Below are 25,947 nucleotides of genomic sequence, written 5' to 3'. Positions count from 1 at the left end.
CTAAAACAGTTTTTGCCAAACAAATCATTGCCACTTCCAACATCGGTAATGTCCCATTCAACCAAATGGCTTACTTGGGAGGTCAACAAAAAATGCGGGGCATCTACGAGGGCTATTTTAGAGATAAAAACGCCATGATCCTACAGACTGAAATCAGGCAAGAAGTCTGGAAAATGTTCGGAGTAGTGGGCTTTGGTTCCATGGCATTTCTTGGAGACCAAAACGATTTATTGAGATTCAAATACCCAAAATACACCTACGGTCTAGGACTAAGAATAGCCACCAAAAATCACCTAAACTTAAGAATTGATTACGCACTTTCTCCCTACACTTCTGGCAATTTTTATGCAACTGTGGGTGAGGCGTTTTGAGGAAATTGTTGGTAAAATGACCAAATGACTTTAAATTAATTACGGAAAATCTATCATATTTTATAAATTGCATCCTTAATTCAACCTTCCTCAAATTATGAAGAACCTTCTTTTTATAGCTTACTCTTTTATCATCCTTTCCTGCTCCCCTACCCGAAAATTTCAGGAAGCAGCAAAAAGCTGGGAACCAGAAATACAGAAACTCGAAGCCAAAGACAAAGTCGAAAAAGACCCTGAAAATGCTATATTGTATGTAGGAAGCTCGAGCATAAGACTTTGGAAAAACATAGAAAAAGACATGGCACCCTACCCAGCCATTCAACGCGGTTATGGAGGTGCTAAGTTTACCGATTTATTAGTCTATGCCAAACGCATTATTTATCCACATGAGTTCAGAGCTTTGGTAGTATTTGTTGCCAATGACATCACTGGTGGAAAGGAGGACAAAACACCAAGACAAGTATTAGGTATGTTTAAATCGCTAGAAAAAATAGTCAGAAAAAAATACAAAAATCAACCTATCTATTTTATTGCCATTACACCTAACAAGTCTCGTTGGAAAGTTTGGCCACAAGCACGAGAAGCAAATGCATTGATTCAGGCTTATTGCAAAACCAAAAAGAACTTACAATTTATCGAGACTGAAGCTCAATATTTAGGTGCTGATGGTTTGCCTATAGATGAGTATTTCATCAGCGACAAACTCCACCAAACCCAAAAAGGTTACGACGTGTGGGCTTCCATAATTAAAAGTAAACTAAACGAGACACTGAAATAAATGAAAAAATCATTCGGTATTTTAATTTTAACCTTATTTTGCTCGGGTCAGCTTTTGGCTCAAAAAAGTAATGCTTATAATATATTGGTCGGAACGTATACCCAAAAGACTTCTGAAGGTGTGTATTATGTTTCTATTGATAAAGAAACGCTTTCATCAACTATAATCAGTCATTCTGACAAAATAGACAACCCATCGTTTTTGGATATTTCGAAAGACAATAAATATATATACACTGTCTGCGAAACCGATGGTGGAAGTGTACAAGTTTTAAACTTCAATCAGGATACTGGACAATTCAAACATTCAAATATTGTTAACTCCGGCGGAGCACATCCTTGTCATATAGCATTGGATAAGACAGGCAAATGGATTTTTACAGGAAATTATACCGGAGGCAGTTTGGCCGTTTTGCCTGTAAAAGCTGATGGTAAATTGGGTGAACCAAAGCAAATTATTCAACATTACGGAACTGGCCCAAATAAAGACCGTCAAGAAAAACCCCATGTACATTCGGTAAATATTTCGCCAGATAACAAAAACCTATTCGTTGCAGATTTAGGAATTGACGAAGTAGTAAACTATGCTTTTGATGCGAAAAATGGAAAACTAAAAGAGGCCCAAAGGATAAAGTTAACTGCAGGCTCTGGTCCAAGGCATTTCACTTTTCATCCAAGCTTGCCTTATGCCTATGTTATTCAAGAACTTACAGGAAAAGTCACTTTGTTTTCATACAAAAATGGGCTACTCAAGACGCTAGAAGAAGTCAGTACACTCCCCGAAGGATCTAAAGTAAACAATGCTTGTGCTGATATACACATTTCACCCGATGGCAAATTCCTTTATGGCTCCAATCGCTTTTACGATACCATTGTGACCTTTGCCATAAACCCAAAAACAGGAAAATTAAAGCAGTTAGATCAAACACCTGTGGGAGGAAAAGTACCTAGAAATTTCGCAATTTCGCCAGATGGCAAATACGTTTTTGTAGCAAACCAAAACACCGATAACATCGTGATTTTCGAGAGAAATGCATCTACAGGTTTGCTAAAAAACACTTTAAAAGAAATAAATATTTCGATGCCGGTATGTATTAAATTTCTTTGATTATTTTCACAGAAATATCTAAGGCTACAAAACGCTTTTCGAAGTTAAAAACCTAATTTATGACAAAACAAGAGAGTCAGGGTGACTATTAAAAATAGTTTTGAGCATTTTTGTATCTTGAAGTGTTTTTGAAAGAAAGTCTAAAAAATATATGCAGAACATTTGTGTTGTATTTGATATCGGTAAAACCAATAAAAAAATATTGGCTTTTAATGAAAATTATGAAGTGGTATATGAAAAAACAAAATCATTTCCTGAAATTCTAGATGACGATGGCGAAGCATGTGACGACCTGCATTCTTTGAACAATTGGCTTAAATCAGAATTTGAATTAGTAAAAAACAATCCCGAGTTCAGCATCAAAGGCCTTAATTTTTCAGGCTATGGAGCCAGTTTGGTCCATTTAGACCACCAAGGCAAAACCATAGCTCCTTTGTACAACTATCTCAAGGCATTTCCTAAAGAACTCAAAAAGACTTTTGAAGAAAAATATGGCCCATTGTCCACATTTTTTAGCGATACTGCCTCCCCAGACTTAGGCATGCTAAACTCAGGCATGCAATTGTACTGGCTGAAATATCAAAAAACTGAAGTTTTCAAAAATACCAAATATAGTCTTCATTTTCCACAATATTTGAGCTATGTGTTCAGCCAAATTCCGCAGTCGGAGTTTACAAGTGTGGGCTGCCATACCGCCATGTGGGATTTCACGAAGCAAGCCTACCACCATTGGCTCGAGAATGAACACCTCGAATCAGGACTTTTGCCGTCAGTTTCAGCCAGCCAAGCGGTTATCAAAGACGGAATACCCATTGGCCCGGGTATTCATGATAGCTCTTCGGCCTTGGTTCCATACATGAAAACCATCAAAGAGCCTTTTGTACTAATTTCAACCGGTACTTGGTGCATTAGTATCAATCCTTTCAATGAGGAACCGTTAAGCCAACGTGAACTCGAGAGTGACTGTCTCAACTTCTTGAGCTATGAAGGAAAGTCCGTTAGAGCGTCTCGCTTGTTTTCGGGCAATGAACACGAAAGACAGATCAAACATCTTTCAAGTTATTTTGAAGTAGATTGGGAATATTATAAAACCGTAAAGTTTGATTACAAGATCATTCAAATATTAAGAAAAACGCACACACAGGCCACACCAGACAAAACTGACTTGGGCCAACTCCGTGAATGCCCGTTTGTAGAGCGGAATCTCAACCAATTCAAAAGTTTCGAACAAGCCTATCATCAGTTTATTATGGACTTGGTAGCCCAACAGGTGGCTTCTACGAAGTTGGTTTTTGGAAAAAATATACCAAAGAAAATATTTGTTGATGGCGGATTCTCAAAAAACCCCATTTTTATGAATCTTCTTTCTGAAGCTTTTTTTAACTCCGAAATTTATGCTTCAGAAGTAGCCCAAGCTTCTGCACTGGGAGCAGCATTGGTGATATCAGCGTATTGGTCAGACAAAATTTTTGATGATTCTAAATTGAAATTAAGTAGATTTTTCTAAAAAAAAGACCTAAAAACTAAGCTTTTTAAATAATTATCACAAGCCATTATTTGAAAATCCAATTAATGTAACTACATTGGTATTACGGAAATTGCAACCCATTACAATTCTACTCCGTAACTATTGATGTACTATGAATCCAATTCCAGAGTCTGAAAAGCTCAGATACTTACTTGAAGGATGCCTTAAAGCAGACCGAAAGAGTCAAGAATTGCTTTATAAGCAATACTTTGGATTTGTGATGAGTATATGTTTGCGTTATTCAAAGTCAAAAGACGAAGCTCTGGAAGTTCTGAACGATGCATTCCTAAAGGTATTCCTAAAAATAAACACTTATGATTTTACGAGGCCATTCAATGTGTGGCTAAAAAGAATTGTGGTAAATACAGCAATAGACGCATATAGAAGTCAAAACAAGCACTATCATCATCTGGATATTGAGAGTGTTTACTCATTTCCGAATGAGGAAGTTAATCCTATTCAAAAAATGGGATACGAAGAGTTGTTGTTGATTGCGAAAAAACTTCCTAAAAACTATCAAATAAACTTCAACCTATATGTTGTTGAGGGATATTCGCATGAAGAAATTGCCAAAATGATGAATATTTCGGTGGGAACTTCAAAATCAAACCTGTCTAGAGCACGAGAAATGCTGCGAAATTTCCTGAAAGTTATAGAATCCCACAAAATAAAACAGCAATGAAAGATTGGAACGACATATCAGATGAGGAATTCGACGATGCATTGAGGGATATTTCCTTAAATCATAAGGAGGAAGTATGGCCCGATGCTTGGCCACTCATGGAAGAAAAACTGGAAGAAGAAAATCGTAAAAGACGTTTTTTGATTTTTTGGAGATCAGCGGCTGCCTTACTCATATTTGGAGCATTGGGGATTATTTCTACTTTATATTTTAAGAAAGAAAACCTAGAGACTAAGCATACAAATTTTGAAAATAAAAACAAAAAAAATATACCTTTAGCAGAAAATAAAACCCAAAAACAAATTGCTCAAGCGGAAAATACAAAACAAAAAAGTGTTACAAACCAAGTTGACTATTCCAAGGATTCGAATTCAATAAAAATACAAACAGGAATAAAGACAGAAGAAAAGAAGAAGACTAATTTCGCCAAAAAATACGACACTAACTCTGCCCCGATACAAGTTTTGGCAAAAGATAATTTAAAGCCTGAATTTACCCAAAACAACCAAATTCCTAATAGTACAATTCCTAATGATGAATTGTTGTCCCAAAAAATCAATAACGAGACTCAATCAACCCAAAAACCTGATTTAGAGCGAACTGAAGAAAAGACCCAAGTAGCGATATCTGAGAAAAAATCTGAGATTGGCAGTGCCAAGGAAATAGCTGCCATAAAAGCTGAACCTCAGCCACAAGAAGCTTATTTCAAGGAGGACACTGTGGTAATTTTAACTAACCAATCAAATCAAAACGTCAATCAGACGGCTTCTAACGAAATTTCAGCCGTACTCCCTTCAGAGAAAACAAACACATTCCAAAAATTCGCTTTAAATCTCGGGTTTTCGCCAGATTATAGCAAAGTGGTTGCAAGCGAATTTGGACCTTTGGGTTATAACCTCCAAGTTATTTTAGATTATAAAATAAGTCAGAAATGGGCTTTGAGAGCTGGAGTTATAAAATCTCTTAAACTTTATGATGCATACCCCGAAGACTACGCCTGGCCAGTAAAATGGGGAAAACCGTCGTCTCCACTAAGAGAAGTAGAAGCCACATGTGACATGTTAGATATCCCTATTTCACTTTCTTATCAAATCCTAAAAAAAGGTTCTAACCAACTCTACACCACATTGGGCATTACCAATTACAAAATGATCAATGAGAAATACGAATATTTCTATGAAAACGACGCCGACCCTAATTTAAAATGGCGAAAATGGGAAGGAAGTTCCGGTTTTTTTGGTGCAGGAGTAGTAAATATGTCTCTTGGTATAGAAAGAAAACTTACCAATTTCCTGAGCGTTCAACTTGAACCATTTGTAAAAATTCCCATAAAAAATGTTGGTTTTGGTAATGTTAAATTGCTAACCACTGGCCTATTTTTAAATATAAAAACACAGGCACCCAAAAAAATAATGCAACCAAAATGAATGGTTTTCCGTAGATAGATTCATAAAAATCTAAAAACTATAATTGTTGAACTATGGAAATGAACAAACAATCTAGAGGCCAGTTTCTGAAAACTTTGGGTTTATCTTCAAAAGCATTAATGGCTGTTTATTGCATTGGGCTAGTAAGTGCATGTAGCTCTGAAGAAGAGACAGTTACACCTGACCCAAACACTGGTAATACTGGAAACAACACTTCCTCCGGTGTAACTGGAACAACTACAGGAGCTTCTATTGATTTTACAATTGATCTAAAAAATGCCACCTATTCTAAATTGACTACCGACGGTGAATTTGCAGTGATTGGTGCAGTGATTGTCGCAAATGCTGGGGGGACCTATGTTGCACTCTCTAAAGCTTGTACACACGAAGGAACTACATTGGCTTACAGAAAGGACCAAAAAGACTTCTTTTGTAGCAACCACGGATCAGAGTTTGGAATTGACGGGTCTGTTCAAATATCTCCTGCAACATCTTCTCTAAAAGTTTACAAGGCCTCGTTTGATGCCACTGCCAATACTTTAAAGATAAGCTGAGGATAATTCATAAATATAAGGTGTACATTTGATGCATTAACATACCATAATCATGTTTAAATATTTCTTTTGCACAATTCTCATAGTGTGTTCTATAGTATCGCATGCTCAAAATACAGCTGCTGATAGTCTACTATTAGACCTCACAAGAGATGAAAGCTCCACTACTGAAAGTCTTTTGCCAGACAGAATGCTAATTACCCAGCGTATGCTTTGGGGTGAGCACGGATTGTATAGAAAGGTAGGTATTGCTCCAAAAGTTTTAACAAACGAAACACGTGAGCATGAATTAAAAATACGACGAACTATGTTTAGAATACATCAGGCAGTAGGTTTAGCCACAGCAGCCGGTATGTTGGCACAAGGCATTGTTGGTTCGAGACTTTACAAACCGGGTAATTATACCGACAAACTCAAAAACACGCATGAAGGAATAGCTACAGGTATAAACATCGGATACATCACCACCGCATTGATGAGCTTCACTGCACCACCTCCTATGGTTAATCGCAAAAAATTCGATAATATTAAGCTGCACAAAATATTATCCTATGTGCATCTTTCAGGTATGATTGCCACGAATGTGTTAAGCCAACAAATAGACGGCAACTCAAACCCAGCAAACATAAAAAAATGGCATCGGGCAGCTGCTTTTACTACTTTTGGTGCATATACTGCCGCTATTGCAACCATTAAGTTTGAGTTTTGAGAACACACTTTACATCTTTTATTCTTTAAAAGTCGTAAATACAATTAAGGTTAAAATAAAGATACAATAATGAAAAAAACAGTCATATTCCTTGGCTTAATTCTGATTTCTTTGGTAACAAAAGCCCAAGAAAAAAAGAAAATTGAAGCTGATAAAAAGACATCCTATGTGCAATATGCCATGAAACACCCCATGCACGACTGGGATGCTAAATCTACTGCGAATAAATGTATTATAGTCTATAACGACAAAACCTCAGCAATAGAAGCTGTGGCAGTTGTAGTACCTGTAAAATCATTTGATAGTGGCAATTCAAACCGTGACTCTCATGCCTTAGAAGCACTAGAAGCTCTTAAATTTCCAAATGTGTCCTTTTCTGCTAATAATATCCAAGAGGCAAATAACCTGCTTACTATCAAAGGAAATTTAACTTTTCATGGCGTTACTAAGCCCATAGAAGTAAAAGCAAAGAAAGCTGCATCAGGTGACAATTTAAAAATTGAAGGCAAATTTGAAATTAACATGAAAGACTACGGGGTAGAACCTCCAGGCTTGATGGGTGTTAAAGCAGACGAAAAAATAAGTCTAAGCTTCAATATGGTATTCAACTTGTAAGGGATTATTCCATCACCTTAGGTACCATTATATAATCGTCATTTTTTAGAGGGGCATTTACAAGTCCCTCTTTTTTTGTCAATTCGTTTTTGGCAATGTCTTTTCTGAAAACGTTTACTCCTTGATGCATGTGCATCAGTGGATCTACATTACTCGTATCCAGTTCATTCAACTGATTCATCCAATCCAATATCTTGGCAAAATCGCCTGACATCTGCTCTTCTTCTTCCGGCTTAAGTTCGAGCCTAGCCAAATGAGCAATTTTTCGTATCGTTTCTAAGTCAATTTCCATTTTTATAAGCGTCTAGCTCGTTTTGAATAACCTCATGAACCCGTGTTTTGAGCTCCTCTAAGTTTTCTTTTGAATAAATAGAAGTATCAATAGGCTCATGCACAATCACTTTGGGTAAACCCCAAAATATCGTTTTATCAGGCATTATTTCGTACAAATTTAAGAAAGTAATCGGAACAATCGGAACTTTAGAACCAATTGCCAACAAAAAAGCCCCGTCTTTAAAGGGCTGATGCATTTTCGGAATTTCATGACTAATGATTCCGCCCTCCGGCATTATAAAAAGACTTCTGCCTGTATCCAAAGCCCTCTTTGACCGCATCATGGATTTAGAACGACTCTCTTTATCGCTCCTGTCTACTTGAATGTGCAGTTTGGCAAACATATAACCCAGTAAAGGGATATTTTTTACAGAACTTTTGCCCATGTAAGAAAAATAGTTTCTGACTACTTTCATTCCTACCGCAACATCCAAATAAGAAAAATGGTTAGCTACAAAAACATAAGTATTATTTGCATCAGGCTTAAATCTATGCTCTATTTGAACGGGCATTCCTGAAATCAAGAAAAAAACATCTGCCCAAATATTGGTGAGTTTTGTGCCGTATCTGTTTAGCCTTTTTATTTTTATACAAGCAAAAATAAAAGGGAATAATGCCACAAAGATAATTATTAGCCAAGCAATACACCAGAAATTAAAAAGGTAGGTAAAAACACCCATACGCCTTTTTTGCATATTAATCTTCTTTCACATGGGTGTGCAACTTCACCGGCTTTTTGGAGTTTGTCCGCATTTTGATATTGAGCATTTCTACTAAAAAAGAAAACGCCATAGCAAAATAAACATAACCCTTAGGTACATGCACGTGGAAGGCTTCTGCCACCAACAAAGTACCGATCATCACCAAAAACGATAAGGCCAAAACTTTTACTGTTGGGTGCTTATCTACAAACTCTCCGACATTTTTAGCAAAAAGCAACATGGCCACTGTTGATAACACTACTGAGACAGCCATAACAGAAATAATTTGTGTCATACCGATGGCTGTTATTATCGAGTCTATAGAAAAAATTATGTTTATGACAGAAATATCGATAACTGCCTTGGTCAAACTAGAAGTAACTTTTTTAGAATTTCCTAAATCATCCTCTTTGCCTTCTAATTTGTGGTGAATCTCTGAGGTAGATTTATACAACAAAAACAAACCTCCACCGAGCAAAATCAAATCCTTACCGGTCATGCCTTCGTCTATAGGTAATCCAAAATCCGAAATATTAAAAAGCTCTTTTTCTAAACCTAAAATAAAACCCAATACAAATAAGAGGCCTATGCGAATAAACATAGCTGAAATTAGACCAATATTTCTTGCTTTAGATTGCTCTTCAGCTGGTAGTTTTCCCGAAATTATAGAAATAAAAATAATATTGTCAACACCCAATATTATCTCCAAAACAGTAAGGGTAAACACACTAGTTAGTGCTGCGGTAGTTAATAGTTCTTGCATTGTAGTTCAGTGAGTAATTTTTTTACAAAATTACCAAATTTTCAATATCTATTCTACCACTTACATATTTTTAATACCTTTTAGCGAAGTTTTGCGACATAAGCTCTATTTCCGCAGGGCTCAATTTGGTTGAACTGATGGCCAAACGATACTTAAAAGTAATGCTTTCCCCATTTGAAATTGTCTTATTGGTCTCTTTTGCTCCGTTAGTAAATGCTTTTTCGCCCAAAGGATTTACGCTGAACAGACCATAACCTCTTGAGTGCCAATATGAAGGATAATTGATATTCGTTGGGTGATCTATGATGGTTACCGAAATATCCTCTTTCTCTATATTACCTTGCAGCGTGACCCACTCTGAGCGTTTGCTCCATGTATCTTCCCCTTTTATTCCTTGTGCATTGAGGTAATTGCCAGTTACGCCATCATTATTCATAACTGGCACTTTGGTAGCCAACCCAGCAGCATCGGTAAAAACCTCAGGTTTATTACTTGGCAATTCCAATTCTCTAGCCAGACGAATCGCAAACAGACCGTCTTTTACATCTTTAAAAACTACCTTATCCACGACAGCTTTCAGAGTGGTAATTCTATCCACAATGTTAGATGTTCCGTTTCCTTCAAACACAAAATGGGTCGTTTCTTCCAGCATCTTATTGCCGTTTTTATCTAACCAATCAGCGGTAACGACCAACTCCCCTTTCTTTTTACCGGACTTTATCTTTGTTATACCCGTATGTACGATGGTTCCAAAAGTTCTTGGATCTTTGGCTTTTTCTACTTCTATGGAGTTATTCCAAAAATCATGACCATTGGCCGACTCATAATTTAGCCATACGCCCACATGATGCGGATGGTCTATACGTTCGTTTTTACGGGGATTTAAAGGCCAGCCTCTCGTGATTAAGGTTCCTTTTGGACTCAAAACAGGGTAAAGAACAGCTTTCTTAAGCACATCTTTGCCAGGATAGAAATAATTGGTAAACAAACTACCACCTATTTTTACTTCTACTTTTTTCTCCTCAGGCAATGAGGTGATTTTTACTGATTTTTGAGCAAAAGCCGTTACAGATATTAAACAAAAAACAAATGCGTATTTTTTCATAAAATTTTGGTTGAAATATGACCCAAATTTACTCCATTTAAACACAAAAAAAGCGACCCTAAGACCGCTTTTTTTAATACTTTTATTGCTAAATAACTGAAAATTACTTGATATTAAAGCTTGTTTGTCCTATTCTGAAGCCATCTGCGTAAAGTTCAATTTTGTATGCTCCTTTTTCGTAATTAGCACCTCTGTTGTAAATGTACTCTACAGTTTGACCGGAGTTGGAATACATAACAGTCTGCTTGGCAGTATAAATAGTCTCTCTTCCACCAAAACTAAACGCTCCAGAGCCAGTAGCCATATCAGAGATAACATTGCCGGTTGGGTCTATCATTCTCATGTAAATGGTTTTATTTTCCTTTTTCGTCAGAGGGTTTTCAGCCAATTTGAAAGCGATTTTCACCCTATCCACTTTACGAGCCTTAAACTCTTCTCCATCTCTTTCCTTTCCTCTAGAGTTTATAGCGGCCACCGTATAATTCATGGGTCTTAAAGCCGATGCTAAAGTAACTTTTTCTGATAACTCTCTATTCTGCACCGTAGTTTTATACACTGAATCTGAAAGTGCTTCTTTGGCTGTTCTCAAATCCGTATTTGTAGATTTCAGACCTGTATTCTCAGAATTCAATACCTGATTTTGGTTGTTCAAAACAGCATTCTCTTCTTTAAGCTTAGCTATTTCGGCATCTTTTTCAAGCAACATAGCCTCATAAGTCTTTATTTTATTTTGATACTCTTTGGCATCAAAACTCTTAGAAGACATCAAAGCCTTTTTATCTTTTTGCAATGCCGCCTTCAAAGCCTCCAACTCTTCTACTTGGCCTCCCAATGCTGAAATTTCGGCTATTTTAGCATCTAATTGGGCTGAAATAGAATCCAATTTGGTATTGGTTCTTAAAAGCTCGTTTGTTTTTTCAGTAATAGATACATTGTTTTGAGAATTCTCTTGTTTCTCATTAAAATACAAGTATCCAAAAATTGCCGCCACTGCTAAAGCCAATACAAGGCCTGCTTTTATGATTGAATTACTTCCGTTATTTGATTCTTCCATAATGTTATTTTTATAGGTATTAATGATACAAAAATATATTTTTATTTTTGTATTCAAAGCTTATTGTGGCTAATATTCAGCATTCAACCATTAAATACTAATAAAACACCCATGGTTCAATGTACAATTTATATAACGGTGATTGTTCAATTATCATATTTTATTAAAAGAATTAAGAGCAGTTTGCTTAGACTTTATAATTATATTTATCAAAAATAAAATCCCTGAAAAAGAATAAAAATAATCATTTGCAAATATTAATATATTTTAATCCATTACTAGAGGGTACATTTAGATGCAATTAAATTTCTTATCATTATTTTTACTTTTATACGCATTTTTTTATGACGTAGAAAAGCAATTATGAATCCTGATTTGAAATAAACAATATCAATTTAATCAAAAAATCTAAGCTCAGACAAACTTATGGCACTCATATCAAAGAAAAAAATACCTTTCAAAATATCCCCACTTCTCCGAAAATACCTTCGAGATACAGGCCGTGAGATAGATTCGCCACTCAAATACAGCGACCTTTTGAGATATGATAACAAAATAACGCTGTATGATAAAAATGGCAACGATACGCTTTGGGAAACGGTGTTTTATTCTCAAACCGACCTTGTAGAGATATACGAAAATCTCAAAAATATCTACGCAGACCTCAAAACCGATGGCGATGAATCTGTAATTAAACACTTGGTAGTGGACCGAGTGGATATTTGTACCTATGCCAATACGCTGCCGTTTAGAATCCGAATTAGCAACAAAGTAAACGACAACTACGACTATTTTTATATAAAAAAAGCCGATGCTTCCAGAATTTATGGACTTGAACTTGAGCATCTTTTGTCGCCCAATGTAATGTCTTATTTCACTTGTGAGGAAACTTTGATAGAAGAACACATTGCTGGTATTACGGGTGACCTTTTTATGCAAAACCACCTCAATGACATTAATCTAAATCCTATTAGGCTCACCAAAGAGTTTATAAAATTTAATGAACGTTGCTTTGTAAGGCTTTTAGGTGACATGCATTCGTCCAATTTTGTGATTATCGTAACGCCAGATTTTGAAGATTTTCACTACCGAATTCGAGCCATAGATTTTGACCAACAGTCATATGAAGCCTCCAAGTCGGTGTATATGCCGCAGTATTTTAAACAAAACAATGCCATCATAGAAATGGGGATGAAATACATGACTTCGGAGTCGGTGAAGCAATATCAAATTGAAGAAAGGTCGCTGATTGCCCACCGAATGAAAGACGAAAAAGTAAAACTACATGACCTACTAGAATGTATGAAAACAGACAAAATACACCTAGACGAAAACTTGGGTCAGTTGAGAAAAGAACTCTCCCAACATTACAAAAACAAGGCTTTTTTGGCTTGTGAGTCGATGGGCGAAGTAGTAGAAATGAGTTTGAAGATGGTCACAGCGTTTTAAGATTTCAAAAAACGAATCAGCAGAATTTCTACCAATAAAAAAACCAAGGCAGCAACTATAAAGTATTTCCAGAGTGGTTTGCCTAATGATGTGTCTCTAAAGGCTTCTATGAAACTACCGTCAAAGATATCGTCGTAAACTTCCACGTTTTTTTGATTTTCAAAAATATCTCGGAGGTTTTCAGAACTGTAATTGTCGAGTTTAGACTCTAAATGATCATGATTAAGAGCAAGCGTTTTTTCCACTTTTCCGTTTATTACCAAATCATAAAAACCTGAGCCAAAAAGTTGTCCTTCGCTAAGTTCAGAAGATTTTGGAAGTGTAAGATTGAGTGTTTTTCCCAATAACCTTTGTACCGGAATAATCTCTAACTTATCATTTTTGAGTTTATACGTTGCATTTTTAGGTGCATTTGGCATAAAAAAACTTATAGATGATTCGCTGAAATTGTATGCCAACCTATCTGATTTGCTACTCAAATAGGCCATTTTGTAAAATGTTGGCACAAAAAAAGCATGTTCTACAAAATTTCCAAATTTGGAATTGAGCGGGCTAGCTAATAAATATAATACCCCATCTCCCACTTTAGTTCTGGTAAGAAAAGCCTTCCCATTTCTGAAACTCAGTAGTTTTTCGGCTGCACCACCCCACTGCATCTTAGGCATAGACTTGGGCAAACTCACCAAACTATTGAAAGAACTTCGCTCAAAAACATCTGCATAAAAAGGGGAGGATTTATCAGGTTCGTTGATATCTACAAAGTTTTCAGGACTCGGGACTTCATTCATGACCTCAATATTTTGAAAACCATATTTACCCAAAAATGCAAGATAACTGGCAGCTTCTGGATTTTCAGAAGGACTAATAACCACACTTCCGCCAGAAGAAAGGAAATTTTCGAGTGTCAATTTTGTTTCTCCATCAATTGTAGATACGCCCTCCAAAACCACGATGTCAGCATTTTGTACCTGACCTGGGTCAAAATTGCTTATTGAATATGCATTATACTTAAACAGACTGTCGTTAGCGTACATTTTGGAAAGGTAGTTTTGGGGACTACGCTGCCCAAAAAGATGCAAAACACGAATAGTTGGCGATGCGTTTAAAACAAAATAGTAGTCGTTGTCAAATGTTATAGGCTGATCATCAAATAAAATTTTGCCTTTGTGAACACCTCGCTCCTTAACCGTAAAATTAAAAGTAGCTGTTGCTGAGCTATTAGAAGAAATATTTACCGATGAAGTTGACGCTTGCACATTGTCAATAAACAATTTTAGCGGCAATTTCTCAACTCCCTTATTTCCTGAATTATAGACTTTTACATTCAATACATTGTTCTGCATTTCTCTCACAACAGGCAAACTCAACCAAACTGAATCAACAAAAACGTTTTGAGAAGCCTTGCCAATCACCGGTATCAAATGCAGTTTATCGTTAGAATCTATCTTCACGTTTTCTAACTTACCAACTGTAGATTTCTGAAAATCAGAAAACCAAAAAAAATGATTTTGAGCAGAGGGATTATGTTTTTCTGCAATAGATTTTTGTCTTTTATATACCTGCTCAAGCGTACGAGGAATCTCAGAAAAATCCGTAGTGGTAAGTCTGTCTTTGACTTTTGAGGCGTTTGTCACAAACTGGTCTTGCCCGTCAAAATCGTTTGTGGTCATCTGTACATTAGATGATCTATTGAAAATCGAAAGCAGTTCATCAATTTTTATGATGGCCAGGTCTAAAAATCGTTTGCTTTCTGTGGTGTTTTGCATACTCAACGAATTGTCGAGATAAATACCATTAATGCCCACTGGCCTTGCATCAATGTTTGCTTTGTTTTTAAAAAATATTGGCTGAGCAAAAGCAATAATTAAACACGCTAAAAATAACATTCTAACCGCCATGATGAGCAGTTGCTTTAGTTTTCTGAAAGCTGAAGATTTTGTTTCAACAGTTTTGAGAAGAGCTACATTAGAAAAAAATACTTTTTTAGTTCTTCGAAAATTGAAAAGATGCACAATGAGTGGAATACTCAAAGCTAATAATCCCCACAAAACACTTGGAAACAAAAACTGCATATTTTCTAAAATTCAGATTTATAGCGTATCAAATGTACAATAATATTGACCAAATTAAACTCCCAAAGCCACAAATACAATCGCAGAGCGTGTTATTCATCATATAACGACAAAACTGAACTCAAAATGCGAAAGAAACCAGACTTTACAAAAAACAAAAAGTGATTTTACAAAAATCATTGTAGAATTCCTGTAAAATCACTTTGAGAAAAATATTGTCAATTAAGCACCAACCTTAGTGCTGTCTGCTACTGGAGCGGCTGCTGTAGTTTCTGCGGTTGAAGCTGGAGTAGCTGGACCGTAAAGTTTTTCACGGATCGCTGCTGTACGGGCTTCTAACTCAGGCTTAGCTGTATAGGTTACATTTAATTGTCTAGCTACTGAATCTGGGTGAACGCCATAAACGTATTCGTTGCCCTCATTTACATCATCCTGCTCAATTCGGTTGTTTTTCTGATATCCACAAGAGGCCAAAGCCACTAAACAGAAAATGAATACTATGTTCTTTTTCATTATGAAACTTATATCATTTAAATTTGCACAAATTTAAAATGAGCAATCCAAAAAGCCAAAGTTTATTTTAATTATTCGGTCCTTATTTTCAAATAGCCCTTATTAAGGGTTTTAAAGCTGTTTTTATATGCATTATGACGTGGTGGTAATTGGTGGAGGTATTGTCGGGCTGGCTACAGCTCTAAATCTAAAAAAAGCCAAACCGAGTTTGCGATTATTGTTGCTAGAGAAAGAAAATAGCCTTGCTGCACACCAAACAGGCCATAATAGTGGCGTAATCCATTCAGGATTGTACTATAAACCAGGAAGTTTGAAAGCCAAAAACTGCATAGAAGGCTACCACATGTTGATAGACTTTTGTAATGAGAATAACATAAAATACGAACTCTGCGGCAAAATAGTGGTTGCTACCAGTGAAGATCAGCTCGCAAGCCTTGAGACCCTCTATGAAAGAGGGATTCAAAATGGTCTGAAAGGTTTAGAAAAGTTGAACAAAGAACAAATGCAAGCCATAGAGCCTCATGTGGCAGGCATAGCAGGAATAAAAGTACCTCAAACAGGTATCATTAACTACACCGCTGTTTCTGAAAAATACGCCGAAAACATTAAAAACATGGGCGGAGAAATTCGTCTAGGAGAAAAAGTAAGTTCTATTTCTGAAATAAATGGAGTTTCTACCGTGGTAACAACAAAAGGAAGTTACAATACCACTTTAGTAATAAATTGTGCTGGCCTTTACTCCGACAAAGTGGCACAGTTTACGGAAAAAGAGCAAGTTAAGGTAAGAATTATTCCTTTTAGAGGAGAGTATTATGAAATAAAACCTGAGAAACAATATTTAGTAAAACACCTTATTTATCCAGTTCCTGATCCAAACTTTCCATTCTTAGGTGTACATTTTACACGTATGGTTGACGGGGGCGTTGAAGCTGGGCCAAATGCTGTGTTGGCATTCAGGAGAGAGGGTTACAAAAAGCTTTCTGTTGATTTTTCGGAATTTGGAGAGACATTGGCCTGGCCGGGATTCAGAAAAGTAGCGGCTAAATATTGGAAAACAGGATTAGGTGAATATTATCGTTCATTTTCAAAATCGGCCTTTACAAAAGCTCTTCAAGCTTTAATTCCAGAAATCCAAAAGGAAGACCTCGTGCCGGGTGGTGCGGGTGTACGGGCTCAGGCATGTGACTATGACGGTGGACTTCTCGATGATTTTGCGATTATAGAAAATAAGCAAGCTATCAATGTTTTGAATGCTCCGTCTCCAGCAGCCACTTCATCGCTTTCGATAGGTAAAACCGTAGCTGAGATGGCATTAAAGCGACTGAATTAAAGAATTTGCCTTTTAAATTTTCATTATTCCATTTTTCTGAATTATAATATTTAGTTTTGCCTTTTTAAAGCCCTCTGAAAATACATGAATCCAGAGTCTATAATTTTCTATAATTTATTCATTTATTTGGTCGGCTTTGTGTTGCTACTCAGTCTGAACAATTCTGTGTTTAAGCAGCTATCGGGTTGGATTTCAATTGTAATAAGTGTTTTGGGCATTATTTTTTCCTCAAGTTTACAAGTTCCCTCTACAGAAAACTTTAGTATCTCCTATAATTGGTTACACCTTGGTGATACCCATATAAATTTCAAAATCCTGATAGACAATCAAACCTACTTTATGTACATTTTGGTTCAGATTATTGCTTTTTTTGTAAAGCTTTTCTCTACTAAGTATCTAGAGCATGACGACGGTATCAATCGGTACTTTGCATTTTTAAACCTGTTTGTTTTTTCAATGTTAGGTTTGGTACTGGCTGGCAATCTACTTCAACTGTATCTATTTTGGGAACTCGTTGGATTTTGCTCTTACTTACTCATCGGATTTTGGTATACCAAAAAAGCTGCTAATTCAGCAGCCATCAAGGCCTTTTTAATCAATAGATTAGGAGATGCCTTTCTAATGGTAGGTATATTTATTCTCTTTTTAATTTACGGAAATCTAGATTTTGATGCTTTTACACCAGAAAACCTTAATAAATCTGCATTCGGTTTTCCATTCTTAACCATCGAAGGACTTCAAACTTTGGCTGTTTTGATGGTTTTTGGTGGAGTTGCCGCCAAATCTGCTCAATTACCATTACAAATTTGGCTTCCCGACGCTATGGAGGGTCCAACGCCAGCTTCGGCCCTTATACATGCAGCCACTATGGTGGTTGCTGGTGTATTTTTATTAGGCAGAATTTCACCCATCATCACACCCGATGCGGGTTTGGTAATTGCACTTATTGGTGGACTAACCAGTGTTTTGGCAGCAATTTCTGCAGTTTTTCAATATGATATTAAGAAGGTTTTGGCCTACTCAACCATATCGCAATTGGGTTTTATGGTAGCTGGCATGGGTATGGGAGCAGTTGGAGCATCGTTTTTTCATCTTACCACGCATGCATTTTTCAAGGCAGGATTGTTTTTGTGTGCTGGAGCAATCATCAACTATATGCATCACGAGCAAGATATGCGAAAGATGGGTAATTTATTATTAAAAATTCCTGTGGTTTTTTATGCTTATTTAATCTGTGCTGCCTCTCTAATTGGACTTCCTTTTACTTCAGGTTTCTTGTCTAAAGATTCACTGCTTAATGCTGCGGTAGCTTTCGGCACAAAAGATGGATATACAAATATAAAAATATTGGTGCCATTTATGATGGGCATTACCTCATTTCTAACTTCTTTTTACATGGTTAGGCAGTTAGTAATGGTATTCTTTCAAAGACAAGAAAGTCCGGTCGATAAAATAATAAGTTCCACAAAAAGAACATTTGATGGTGCCATAAAGTCTTTTCAAGATATCTTAAACGCCGATAACGAATCTTTGGGTGAGGAAAAAGTTATCAATTTTGTAAGAAATTTAGGCGTATTTGACGTTTCTGTTCTTGGCTTAGCCATATGTTCCACTTGGTTTTTATTCAGCTCAAATCCCTTTTCTTTTGAAGAAGTATGGTTTCTTGAAGTTTTCCCAAAAGATGAGACCCACTTTCCATGGATTCCATTGGCTGTTGGATTCTTGTTTATTGTTGCACTTTTGATAAGTTACAATGCCACTTATGAAGAACTGAGAAGATATTATCTTGGCGAAAGAAAGAGTGGTTGGCAAAGGAATATTTTCAGGATGGCTAAATCTCATTTTTATATAGATAGTTTTTATAAAAAAACATTTTTTTTGTTAATAAAAAGCAACCAATCTATTGATTCACAAAAATATAGCAATGAAATTAAGACTTCAACAATTACAAAAAGCTTGGAAATTTCGAATTTCTTTCAAAAAATCGAAAGCAATTATGTCGACAAATTGATAAAAAAAATCTCTACATTAGTTATATCTTTGTCTGAATATAGCTCTAAAATTGACGACAAAATAGTGGATGGTTTAGTCTTGAAAATTTCTTTTGGCCTTAAAAACTTAGGAAACAATATTCGAAAATCGCAGTCTGGCCAAATTCAACTGTATGTTTTAGGTATGGCAATTATCATTTTATTTATTGTTTTAGTCAAAATTATAATTTTTTAAAATGCAATCTGGCTTATTAAGTTCTCTCATAATATTACCTCTGATTGCATCAATTGTCATTTTGTTGCTACCGGAAAGCTATAAGGGTTCATACAGATGGATAGCCTTAATAGTGCAAATATTATTATTGATAAACACAGGCACATTGATTGGTGGCTTTGAAGCTAATCACACTGGATACCAGTTTTTGGAGCATTTTGAATGGATCAGACTTACTTTAGGCAAAACTTCGATACTATCCATAGACTACATAGTGGGTATTGATGGCCTCAGTCTGTCCATGGTGGCGTTGTCGGTGATTGTTTTCTTTGTTGCTAACATTTCTTCTTTCTCTATAAACAAAAAAGAAAAGGCATATTACAGTCTATTTTTGTTATTAACAGCTTCGGTAATTGGTTGTTTTATAGCAGTAGATTTCTTTTTGTTCTTTATTTTCTTCGAGTTCATGCTGCTTCCTATGTACTTTTTAATTGGTATCTGGGGTGGGCCAAACAAAGCTTATGCATCGCTCAAATTTATCATTTACACCTTAGTGGGCTCAGTTATGATTTTGGTGGTGATGATCGCCTTAGCCATGTCCAGCGTCGATGAATTTTTTACAAGTGAATATAAAAGGACGGTATTTAGTTTCGATTTCAGAATACTCAGCGACCAAGCCAATTTGCTGAAAGGCTCATTACTAAACATAGTAAATCCGATTAAAATCTTTGGTGTAAATGCCCGAGATTTTATGTTTATTTTATTGTTTATAGGTTTTGGAATAAAACTACCGATGGTTCCTTTCCATACTTGGCTACCAGATGCTCACGTGGAAGCACCGACGCCCATATCAGTTGTACTAGCTGGAATTCTTCTTAAAATTGGAGGTTATGGACTCATTAGAATAGCATTTGGTTTTTTCCCAGATGTCGCTGTTAACTATGGCTTATCAATTAACATAATGGGCTTGACTTCAATACTTTATGGAGGATTCAATGCCTTAGCACAGAAAGATTTAAAAAAACTTATAGCTTATTCTTCTATATCCCATATGGGTTTTGTTTTGCTGGGTATTGGTGCATTTAATATTGAAGGCTTTAATGGAGCCATTTTCCAAATGTTTAGCCATGGACTACTTTCTTCCATGCTATTCTTAATTGCGGGGGTCTTGTATGAAAGAACCAAAAACAGAGAAATAGAAAACTTCAAAGGCTTGGCCAAAATTATGCCTATTTTCACCGTTATGGTTGCCATAGCATTTTTTGGTTCCTTAGGCTTGCCATCCCTTTCTGGTTTTATTGGTGAATTTTTCACATTATTTGGCAGTTTCCAAGCGACCACAATTCCTAAAGTTATTCCGATTTTAGGTGTTTTGGGGATTGTCCTTTCTGCTATTTACCTACTTTGGACTTTTCAGAAGATGTTTTTTGGGGAGTTTTGGACAAAAGAAGACTTCAAAAATAACCTTGAAGACCTCAACCAAAAAGAAATCATTATGTTGGGCATTTTAGGTGTTTTAACATTGCTTTTTGGAATATTCCCCAATATTTTGTTTGACCTCGTGAATCCCACTGTAATTCAATTTTTTTAATGACAGAATTACTAGAAATACTTACCAGTTCGCAGAATATTTTACCCGAATGGATACTGATAATAGGTATTTTATTTTTGGTAGTCATTATTTCATTTCAAAAAGATGGTTCAAAATGGCCATACAGATTTTCTTTTTTGTTGGTCTTGAGTTACACATTTTCAGCTAGTTATTATTATGAAAATCTTCCAAACGAGGGAATAAAACTATTTGGAGACCTACTAATCTTAGATAAAACCAGTCTGTTTTTTAAACAATTAGTTGCTCTTTCTACCATCGTATTTCTTATTCACAGCCGCCTATTCAAATACAAATTTGATGGCGAGATTTACTTTCTGGTACTATGTATACTACTAGGCCTCAGCTTTTTAGCCATGACCACTAATTTTCTGGTTATCTATGTGAGTATTGAATTGGTTTCTATTTCATCATATGTATTAGTGGCTACCAAAAACGATAAAAAGAATTTTGAAGCTGCCATAAAATACCTAATTTTTGGGGCTACCAGTAGTGCCATCATGTTATATGGAATCTCACTTTTCTACGGTATCGGTCATACCCTAAACTTTGCCGATTCAGTTTTTTTTAAATCGATTGCTACCAATTCTGCTTTGATCATTCAAATCATTACATTTTTGTTTTTAGCTGGCTTATTCTTCAAAATTGCCGCAGCCCCATTCCAAAGTTGGGTACCAGATGTCTATGAAGCTACCTCCACGCCCATTATCTCATTTTTATCATTTGCTCCAAAAGCCGTAGGTGTTTTGGTGGTAGCAAGAGTTGTTCAGGCAAACTTTGTAAACCTGAATATGGTGCTGCTACTGATTATATTTATATCGTTGATAGTAGGCAACTTGGCAGCCTTGTGGCAAACCAACCTCAAAAGAATGTTGGGTTATTCAGGAATTGCCCAAGCTGGTTTTATACTAATAGGCGTTTTAAAAGGCCCACAGACAGATTTTTATGGAGCATTTTTTTATATTCTTACCTATTTGCCTATCACTATGGGGGCGTTTTTCTTGGCTGATTTATTGAAAAAGCAGGCCGGCAGCGATGAAATGGAGGATTTTAAAGGCATTGGGCAAAAAAATATATTTTTGGGATTAAATGCTGTTATTATCATGATGGCGTTGGTAGGCCTCCCTCCTACTGTGGGTTTTATGGCTAAGCTTATGGTTTTTTCATCTATTATTAATATGGGCGAAGACATGCACAGCTCGGCTTACTACGGGCTTTTGATATTCGGGCTTTTAAATGCCGCCATTTCTATCTATTACTACCTAAAAGTACCTTATTTTATGCTCATCAAAAAGAGCTATAATCAACCCAGGTACAATCCCGATTTCTTTCTTACGGTTGTACTAACTTACTTCAGCATAGCTTTGGTGGTATTCTTTTTGTACCCTGATTTCGGAACCGAATGGGTTAGGAAGGTTTTGTTTTGAGGCGAAGAAACATAATTGAACTTTCGGTATAACCAGTACCACTTCCTTTAACCTATTTAACCAAAATAATCTAATTTTTTTAAAGTCAATATCCAAATCTATAAGGCCGTACAAGTAACTATTAAAAGTAAATTTGAAATAACTCCGTTGTCTTAAAATTGGCTGACTCTATTAAAAAAAATATGCAATAGGTTCATTTTGGGAAACAATATTGGATAAATCTAATTGCAAAAAAAGCGACACCGAAGCATCGCTTTTATAAATATAAAACATTCAAAATCAATACTTAGCAGCCTTACCAACAGCAGGTGTACTTTGTTTTATGAATTCTCTGAGGTCTTCGTTGGCTTGTTGAAGATCTTCTCTGCGGAGATACATCATGTGGCCAGAACGGTAGCCTTTCCAGCTTAGTCTTTCTTTGGTTTTACCACTTGGATCCATTTGCCACATATTGTATTTGGCATTAAAATAATCACAAGCACCATCGTAATATCCCGATTGAGTAAGCACATGCAAATATGGATTGGCAGCCATAGCTGCTCTTAGATTTTCTCCGAGATTAACGTCATCACGCTCCCATGGGTTAACTGGGCCAAACATGTTGTATTTTAGATCAGTTTTAAATTTGAGTTCTTCACGCAAATACATGTTGATAGGTGGTGTGAATGAATGTAACCACGAACTTAACTCGGCGTTGAATTCTGGTTTTTCTCCGCCATCCTTTGAGTCAATACCCAAATATCTTGAATCAAGCCTACCAACAGTAAATCCTCTATCACGCAATAATTCTTTCCAGAAATAATTAAGAGAAATCTTCAGGTTATTTTTCATCAAAACATCCTCAGATAAACCTGAGTATTTGGACATTTTAGTCGCTAATGCTTTCTTTTCGTTTTCAGGCAAATATCCCCCTTTGGCCAACGCCGGAATCAATTGATTAACAGTAAAATCCTCCACTTCTGGCAAAAAAGCCGTCAAATCTTTGCTTTGTAAGGAGGTTTCCAAAGCTTTGTGATACCACGCCACAGCAGCAAAATACGGCAAACGCAAAGCATCGCCCATGGTTTCGTCACGTTTTATGCCTAAGTCGGTAGGAGAAACCAACACTACGCCATTCAGATACATCCAATGACTACTTTGCAGCTCAAGAGCCATTCCAGACACTCGGTTTGTACCATAACTTTCACCAATTAGATATTTCGGAGAAGACCAGCGGTTTACTCGGCTCACAAAAGTATTTAACCATTCTGAAAGATATTTTATGTCTGCTTTTACACCAAAAAAAGTAGATTTGGGTGTTTCTGGATTTACTATTCTTGAAAAACCAGTATTTACCGGATCAATAAAAATAATGTCGGCCACATCAAGAATAGAATAAGGATTGTCTTTATAACCATAAGGCTGCACAGGGTAACCTTCGTCATCGATATTTAAAACTTTAGGACCTGTGTAAGCTATATGCATCCAAACCGATGCAGAGCCTGGTCCACCGTTAAAAGAAAATATTATAGGACGGCTTGCTTTATCTTTTACGTCACTACGTTCGTAATAAGTATAAAAACAGGAAGCTATAATTTTACCTGCTTCATCCCAAACTGGTATGGTTCCGGCGGTAGTTTTATAAGGCACTTTTTGGCCTTTGATCATTACTTCGCCGTTGGTAATCACACTCATGTCTGGATTGAGTACTCTAGAACTTGAAACCTGAGGCTTTTCTTCTGCCTTTGGTGTGGCAGCAGCGATTGGAGCAGTTTCTGCCTTCTTTTGTTGAGCATTTGCAAGGACAGTTAATCCAAAACAAAGGCCCAAAAGTAAATTTTTCTTCATTTTTTATTTATTATAGTTTATTGCTTCTAAGAGGCTTTCCATGTTGCTATCGCTTACAGGGATTTCATATTTCCCAATCGTAATCCTATGATTTCTAATGGATTCAATTTTTTCAAGATTCACTATGAAAGATTTTTGAACACGCAAGAATTTTTTAGATGGTAACTTCTCTTCTATTCCTTTTAGGGTAGATTTTGTAAGAATTGGATGGACAGCATTGGTTACATAGATTTTAATATAATCTTTTAAGCCTTCAATGTGGGTTATTTGGTCAAAGTTGATCTTCACCAAAGAATATTCTACATTTACAAACATGTAGGTTTGTTCTTCATTTGTTCCTTCACTGTTCGCCAGCCTGTAATGTTCACGTGCCTTAAGGGCTGCTTTGGTAAATCTTTCGAAACTAACGGGTTTCATGAGATAATCTACTACTTGGAGATCGTAACTCTCAACGGCATATTGCTCATAGGCCGTAACAAAAATTACCATTGGCTTAGTAACCATACTTTCAAGTAATTTTGTCCCTGTCATCCCAGGCATTTGTATATCTAAAAAAATCAAGTCGATTTTCTCATTTTCAATTAGCTCAATTGCTTCAAAAGCATTTTTACAAGTGCCTACCAATTCCAAAAAAGGCAATTGATTGATATTTTCTTCTAGTAGTTTTCTGCCTAAAAGTTCGTCGTCGACGGCTATACATCTTATTTTGGAGTTCATGTCTTAGGCTTTATTCTTTAAATCTAGTTCTAAATATACTTCAAAAAAACCATTTTCTTGTTTCATCTCAAGTTTGTGTGCATCAGGATATAATAAATCTATTCTTCTTGTGACGTTTTTTATACCAATTCCAGAGTTGGGATCCTTGGTTTCTCTCCTTTCGTTGCTCGTTTGGTTTTTTACAGAAAACTCAAACTTTTCACCTTCAGAGGCTTTTATTAAAATTTCAATCTTGGGGTCTTTTACAAATCCAACGCCGTGTTTGAATGCATTTTCAACAAATGGAATCAATAGCATTGGTTCTATCATCATAGAGCCGGGATTGCCTATCAATTTTAAATCAATTTTTACATCTTCGCCAAATCTGACATTCTGTAACTTTACATAATTTTCAAGGTATCCAACTTCTTTTTCTACCAAAACTTGCTTATTTTCTGACTCATAAAGCATATACCTTATCAAGTTTGATAGCTCAAGCGTCACACTTTCCGCTTCTTTTGATTTGGTTCTGATTAAATACACGATACTGTTCAAGACATTGAAAATAAAATGTGGACTAATCTGCGAACGCAAAAATGACAGTTCTGACTTTAATCTTTCAGCCTGCTCTTCTTGGTTTTTTTTAGACTGTCCGATCATAAATATTACAAAACCATAGAGCGTACTCATAGAAATTATGAATAGAACAGGAAAAAGGGTGCGAGAGTCATAAATTCGAATGGGGTATTTGTCTACTAAATAATCCTTGAGTAAGTAAAAAGCGAACAAAAAAACCGAAAACATGACCAAAAGACTCATTATATAGCTGGTCAGCTGGCCTTTATGTAGAAACTTGCGAATTAAAAATTCGGAATTGAAGTAGAAAAAAGGCATTGTAAAAAAGCCCAATGGAAGTGTCAAAATTAACCATTCATAGCGACTTTTGTCATCATCCATGATGGAGTTGAGGATGGGTAACACCAACCAAAAAAACCAAAAAATGACATGAAATAATACCCTAAAGAGTAAATCGCTCGATATTTTTTTACTTGTGATTTGCACCGTCATAGAATTTGTAAGTATGCAATTTTA

23 protein-coding genes and 1 pseudogene are annotated in these 25,947 nt (G+C 36.1%); 14 read left to right on the top strand and 10 right to left on the bottom strand.

Annotated elements, in window-relative coordinates; all coding sequences use genetic code 11:
* The 9 genes and pseudogenes from EGI24_RS18375 to EGI24_RS18335 form a co-directional block, all read left to right on the top strand.
* Window positions 1-371: pseudogene (locus EGI24_RS18375) on the top strand (hypothetical protein); the annotation flags it as partial.
* Between the two features lie 97 nt (window positions 372-468).
* Complete coding sequence (locus tag EGI24_RS18370; protein ID WP_255050021.1) at window positions 469-1,149, top strand: hypothetical protein; 681 nt, start codon at window positions 469-471, stop codon at window positions 1,147-1,149.
* Window positions 1,150-2,256, top strand: coding sequence for a lactonase family protein (locus EGI24_RS18365; protein WP_255050020.1), 1,107 nt, complete (start codon window positions 1,150-1,152; stop codon window positions 2,254-2,256).
* A 151-nt stretch (window positions 2,257-2,407) separates the two neighbouring features.
* A complete protein-coding gene (locus EGI24_RS18360) occupies window positions 2,408-3,763 on the top strand; it encodes an FGGY-family carbohydrate kinase (protein WP_255050019.1) in 1,356 nt (451 codons plus the stop codon).
* Between the two features lie 133 nt (window positions 3,764-3,896).
* Window positions 3,897-4,466 (top strand): RNA polymerase sigma factor, encoded by a 570-nt coding sequence (locus tag EGI24_RS18355; RefSeq protein WP_255050017.1) that lies wholly within the window; start codon window positions 3,897-3,899, stop codon window positions 4,464-4,466.
* Entirely contained in the window at window positions 4,463-5,893 is a 1,431-nt protein-coding gene (locus EGI24_RS18350) for a PorT family protein (RefSeq protein WP_255050016.1), read from the top strand. Before EGI24_RS18355 ends, EGI24_RS18350 begins: the two co-directional genes overlap by 4 nt.
* A 59-nt stretch (window positions 5,894-5,952) precedes the next feature.
* Window positions 5,953-6,447, top strand: coding sequence for a Rieske 2Fe-2S domain-containing protein (locus EGI24_RS18345; RefSeq protein ID WP_310586105.1), 495 nt, complete (start codon window positions 5,953-5,955; stop codon window positions 6,445-6,447).
* Window positions 6,448-6,532: 85 nt separating this feature from the next.
* Window positions 6,533-7,156 (top strand): hypothetical protein, encoded by a 624-nt coding sequence (locus EGI24_RS18340; protein ID WP_255050013.1) that lies wholly within the window; start codon window positions 6,533-6,535, stop codon window positions 7,154-7,156.
* Between the two features lie 69 nt (window positions 7,157-7,225).
* On the top strand, window positions 7,226-7,771 hold the full coding sequence (locus tag EGI24_RS18335) for a YceI family protein (protein WP_255050012.1): 546 nt from the start codon (window positions 7,226-7,228) through the stop codon (window positions 7,769-7,771).
* A 4-nt stretch (window positions 7,772-7,775) separates the two neighbouring features.
* Here the strand turns inward: EGI24_RS18335 and gatC are convergent, their stop codons facing one another.
* From gatC to EGI24_RS18310, 5 genes are all read right to left on the bottom strand, one after another.
* Window positions 7,776-8,063, bottom strand: a complete 288-nt coding sequence (gene gatC, locus EGI24_RS18330; RefSeq protein ID WP_255050011.1) for an Asp-tRNA(Asn)/Glu-tRNA(Gln) amidotransferase subunit GatC — start codon at window positions 8,061-8,063, stop codon at window positions 7,776-7,778.
* Window positions 8,053-8,799, bottom strand: a complete 747-nt coding sequence (locus tag EGI24_RS18325) for a 1-acyl-sn-glycerol-3-phosphate acyltransferase (RefSeq protein ID WP_255050010.1) — start codon at window positions 8,797-8,799, stop codon at window positions 8,053-8,055. The genes gatC and EGI24_RS18325 overlap by 11 nt, the downstream gene beginning before the upstream one ends.
* A gap of 1 nt (window position 8,800) precedes the next feature.
* Complete coding sequence (locus EGI24_RS18320) at window positions 8,801-9,568, bottom strand: TerC family protein (protein ID WP_255050009.1); 768 nt, start codon at window positions 9,566-9,568, stop codon at window positions 8,801-8,803.
* Between the two features lie 70 nt (window positions 9,569-9,638).
* Window positions 9,639-10,673: a PmoA family protein gene (locus EGI24_RS18315; protein ID WP_255050008.1), complete on the bottom strand. Its 1,035-nt coding sequence runs from the start codon at window positions 10,671-10,673 to the stop codon at window positions 9,639-9,641.
* A 103-nt stretch (window positions 10,674-10,776) separates the two neighbouring features.
* Complete coding sequence (locus EGI24_RS18310) at window positions 10,777-11,727, bottom strand: hypothetical protein (protein ID WP_255050007.1); 951 nt, start codon at window positions 11,725-11,727, stop codon at window positions 10,777-10,779.
* Window positions 11,728-12,153: 426 nt separating this feature from the next.
* On the opposite strand from EGI24_RS18310, the gene EGI24_RS18305 reads away from it, so the two are divergent.
* Complete coding sequence (locus EGI24_RS18305; RefSeq protein ID WP_255050006.1) at window positions 12,154-13,176, top strand: hypothetical protein; 1,023 nt, start codon at window positions 12,154-12,156, stop codon at window positions 13,174-13,176.
* On the opposite strand, the gene EGI24_RS18300 is transcribed toward EGI24_RS18305, so the two are convergent.
* Both EGI24_RS18300 and EGI24_RS18295 read right to left on the bottom strand, forming a co-directional pair.
* A complete protein-coding gene (locus tag EGI24_RS18300; protein WP_255050005.1) occupies window positions 13,173-15,248 on the bottom strand; it encodes a BatA domain-containing protein in 2,076 nt (691 codons plus the stop codon). The genes EGI24_RS18305 and EGI24_RS18300 overlap by 4 nt on opposite strands.
* A gap of 222 nt (window positions 15,249-15,470) precedes the next feature.
* Window positions 15,471-15,761, bottom strand: a complete 291-nt coding sequence (locus EGI24_RS18295) for a hypothetical protein (RefSeq protein WP_255050004.1) — start codon at window positions 15,759-15,761, stop codon at window positions 15,471-15,473.
* A gap of 127 nt (window positions 15,762-15,888) precedes the next feature.
* Here EGI24_RS18295 and lhgO point away from each other — a divergent pair, with 127 nt between their 5' ends.
* The 4 genes from lhgO (at window position 15,889) to EGI24_RS18275 (ending at window position 22,332) form a co-directional block, all read left to right on the top strand.
* On the top strand, window positions 15,889-17,091 hold the full coding sequence (lhgO, locus tag EGI24_RS18290; RefSeq protein WP_255050003.1) for an L-2-hydroxyglutarate oxidase: 1,203 nt from the start codon (window positions 15,889-15,891) through the stop codon (window positions 17,089-17,091).
* An 84-nt stretch (window positions 17,092-17,175) separates the two neighbouring features.
* A complete protein-coding gene (locus tag EGI24_RS18285; RefSeq protein ID WP_255050002.1) occupies window positions 17,176-19,317 on the top strand; it encodes an NADH-quinone oxidoreductase subunit L in 2,142 nt (713 codons plus the stop codon).
* Window position 19,318: 1 nt separating this feature from the next.
* Complete coding sequence (locus EGI24_RS18280) at window positions 19,319-20,887, top strand: NuoM family protein (RefSeq protein ID WP_255050001.1); 1,569 nt, start codon at window positions 19,319-19,321, stop codon at window positions 20,885-20,887.
* Complete coding sequence (locus tag EGI24_RS18275) at window positions 20,887-22,332, top strand: NADH-quinone oxidoreductase subunit N (RefSeq protein WP_255050000.1); 1,446 nt, start codon at window positions 20,887-20,889, stop codon at window positions 22,330-22,332. The genes EGI24_RS18280 and EGI24_RS18275 overlap by 1 nt, the downstream gene beginning before the upstream one ends.
* 279 nt (window positions 22,333-22,611) lie before the next feature.
* Here EGI24_RS18275 and EGI24_RS18270 read toward each other — a convergent pair whose 3' ends face one another.
* The 3 genes from EGI24_RS18270 to EGI24_RS18260 are packed head-to-tail and all read right to left on the bottom strand — an operon-like array spanning window position 22,612 to window position 25,923.
* Window positions 22,612-24,159, bottom strand: a complete 1,548-nt coding sequence (locus EGI24_RS18270; RefSeq protein ID WP_255049999.1) for a S10 family peptidase — start codon at window positions 24,157-24,159, stop codon at window positions 22,612-22,614.
* A gap of 3 nt (window positions 24,160-24,162) precedes the next feature.
* Entirely contained in the window at window positions 24,163-24,876 is a 714-nt protein-coding gene (locus EGI24_RS18265) for a LytTR family DNA-binding domain-containing protein (RefSeq protein WP_255049998.1), read from the bottom strand.
* Between the two features lie 3 nt (window positions 24,877-24,879).
* Window positions 24,880-25,923, bottom strand: a complete 1,044-nt coding sequence (locus tag EGI24_RS18260; protein WP_255049997.1) for a sensor histidine kinase — start codon at window positions 25,921-25,923, stop codon at window positions 24,880-24,882.
* Window positions 25,924-25,947 lie beyond the last annotated feature (24 nt).

This window comes from Lacihabitans sp. CS3-21, assembly GCF_024343675.1.
Taxonomy (GTDB): domain Bacteria; phylum Bacteroidota; class Bacteroidia; order Cytophagales; family Spirosomataceae; genus Leadbetterella.
This window is presented reverse-complemented; position numbering and strand designations above follow the sequence as displayed.

Excerpts from the sequence above, each read along its gene's own strand:
- EGI24_RS18325 (WP_255050010.1), bottom strand. The coding sequence starts at position 8,799 with ATGCAAAAAAGGCGTATGGGTGTTTTTACCTACCTTTTTAATTTCTGG.
- EGI24_RS18360 (WP_255050019.1), top strand. The coding sequence starts at position 2,408 with ATGCAGAACATTTGTGTTGTATTTGATATCGGTAAAACCAATAAAAAA.
- EGI24_RS18300 (WP_255050005.1), bottom strand. The coding sequence starts at position 15,248 with ATGCAGTTTTTGTTTCCAAGTGTTTTGTGGGGATTATTAGCTTTGAGT.
- EGI24_RS18350 (WP_255050016.1), top strand. The coding sequence starts at position 4,463 with ATGAAAGATTGGAACGACATATCAGATGAGGAATTCGACGATGCATTG.
- EGI24_RS18320 (WP_255050009.1), bottom strand. The coding sequence starts at position 9,568 with ATGCAAGAACTATTAACTACCGCAGCACTAACTAGTGTGTTTACCCTT.
- lhgO (WP_255050003.1), top strand. The coding sequence starts at position 15,889 with ATGCATTATGACGTGGTGGTAATTGGTGGAGGTATTGTCGGGCTGGCT.
- EGI24_RS18335 (WP_255050012.1), top strand. The coding sequence starts at position 7,226 with ATGAAAAAAACAGTCATATTCCTTGGCTTAATTCTGATTTCTTTGGTA.
- EGI24_RS18275 (WP_255050000.1), top strand. The coding sequence starts at position 20,887 with ATGACAGAATTACTAGAAATACTTACCAGTTCGCAGAATATTTTACCC.
- EGI24_RS18370 (WP_255050021.1), top strand. The coding sequence starts at position 469 with ATGAAGAACCTTCTTTTTATAGCTTACTCTTTTATCATCCTTTCCTGC.
- EGI24_RS18365 (WP_255050020.1), top strand. The coding sequence starts at position 1,150 with ATGAAAAAATCATTCGGTATTTTAATTTTAACCTTATTTTGCTCGGGT.
- EGI24_RS18310 (WP_255050007.1), bottom strand. The coding sequence starts at position 11,727 with ATGGAAGAATCAAATAACGGAAGTAATTCAATCATAAAAGCAGGCCTT.
- EGI24_RS18355 (WP_255050017.1), top strand. The coding sequence starts at position 3,897 with ATGAATCCAATTCCAGAGTCTGAAAAGCTCAGATACTTACTTGAAGGA.
- EGI24_RS18305 (WP_255050006.1), top strand. The coding sequence starts at position 12,154 with ATGGCACTCATATCAAAGAAAAAAATACCTTTCAAAATATCCCCACTT.
- gatC (WP_255050011.1), bottom strand. The coding sequence starts at position 8,063 with ATGGAAATTGACTTAGAAACGATACGAAAAATTGCTCATTTGGCTAGG.
- EGI24_RS18345 (WP_310586105.1), top strand. The coding sequence starts at position 5,953 with ATGAACAAACAATCTAGAGGCCAGTTTCTGAAAACTTTGGGTTTATCT.
- EGI24_RS18285 (WP_255050002.1), top strand. The coding sequence starts at position 17,176 with ATGAATCCAGAGTCTATAATTTTCTATAATTTATTCATTTATTTGGTC.
- EGI24_RS18260 (WP_255049997.1), bottom strand. The coding sequence starts at position 25,923 with ATGACGGTGCAAATCACAAGTAAAAAAATATCGAGCGATTTACTCTTT.
- EGI24_RS18280 (WP_255050001.1), top strand. The coding sequence starts at position 19,319 with ATGCAATCTGGCTTATTAAGTTCTCTCATAATATTACCTCTGATTGCA.
- EGI24_RS18265 (WP_255049998.1), bottom strand. The coding sequence starts at position 24,876 with ATGAACTCCAAAATAAGATGTATAGCCGTCGACGACGAACTTTTAGGC.
- EGI24_RS18270 (WP_255049999.1), bottom strand. The coding sequence starts at position 24,159 with ATGAAGAAAAATTTACTTTTGGGCCTTTGTTTTGGATTAACTGTCCTT.
- EGI24_RS18315 (WP_255050008.1), bottom strand. The coding sequence starts at position 10,673 with ATGAAAAAATACGCATTTGTTTTTTGTTTAATATCTGTAACGGCTTTT.
- EGI24_RS18295 (WP_255050004.1), bottom strand. The coding sequence starts at position 15,761 with ATGAAAAAGAACATAGTATTCATTTTCTGTTTAGTGGCTTTGGCCTCT.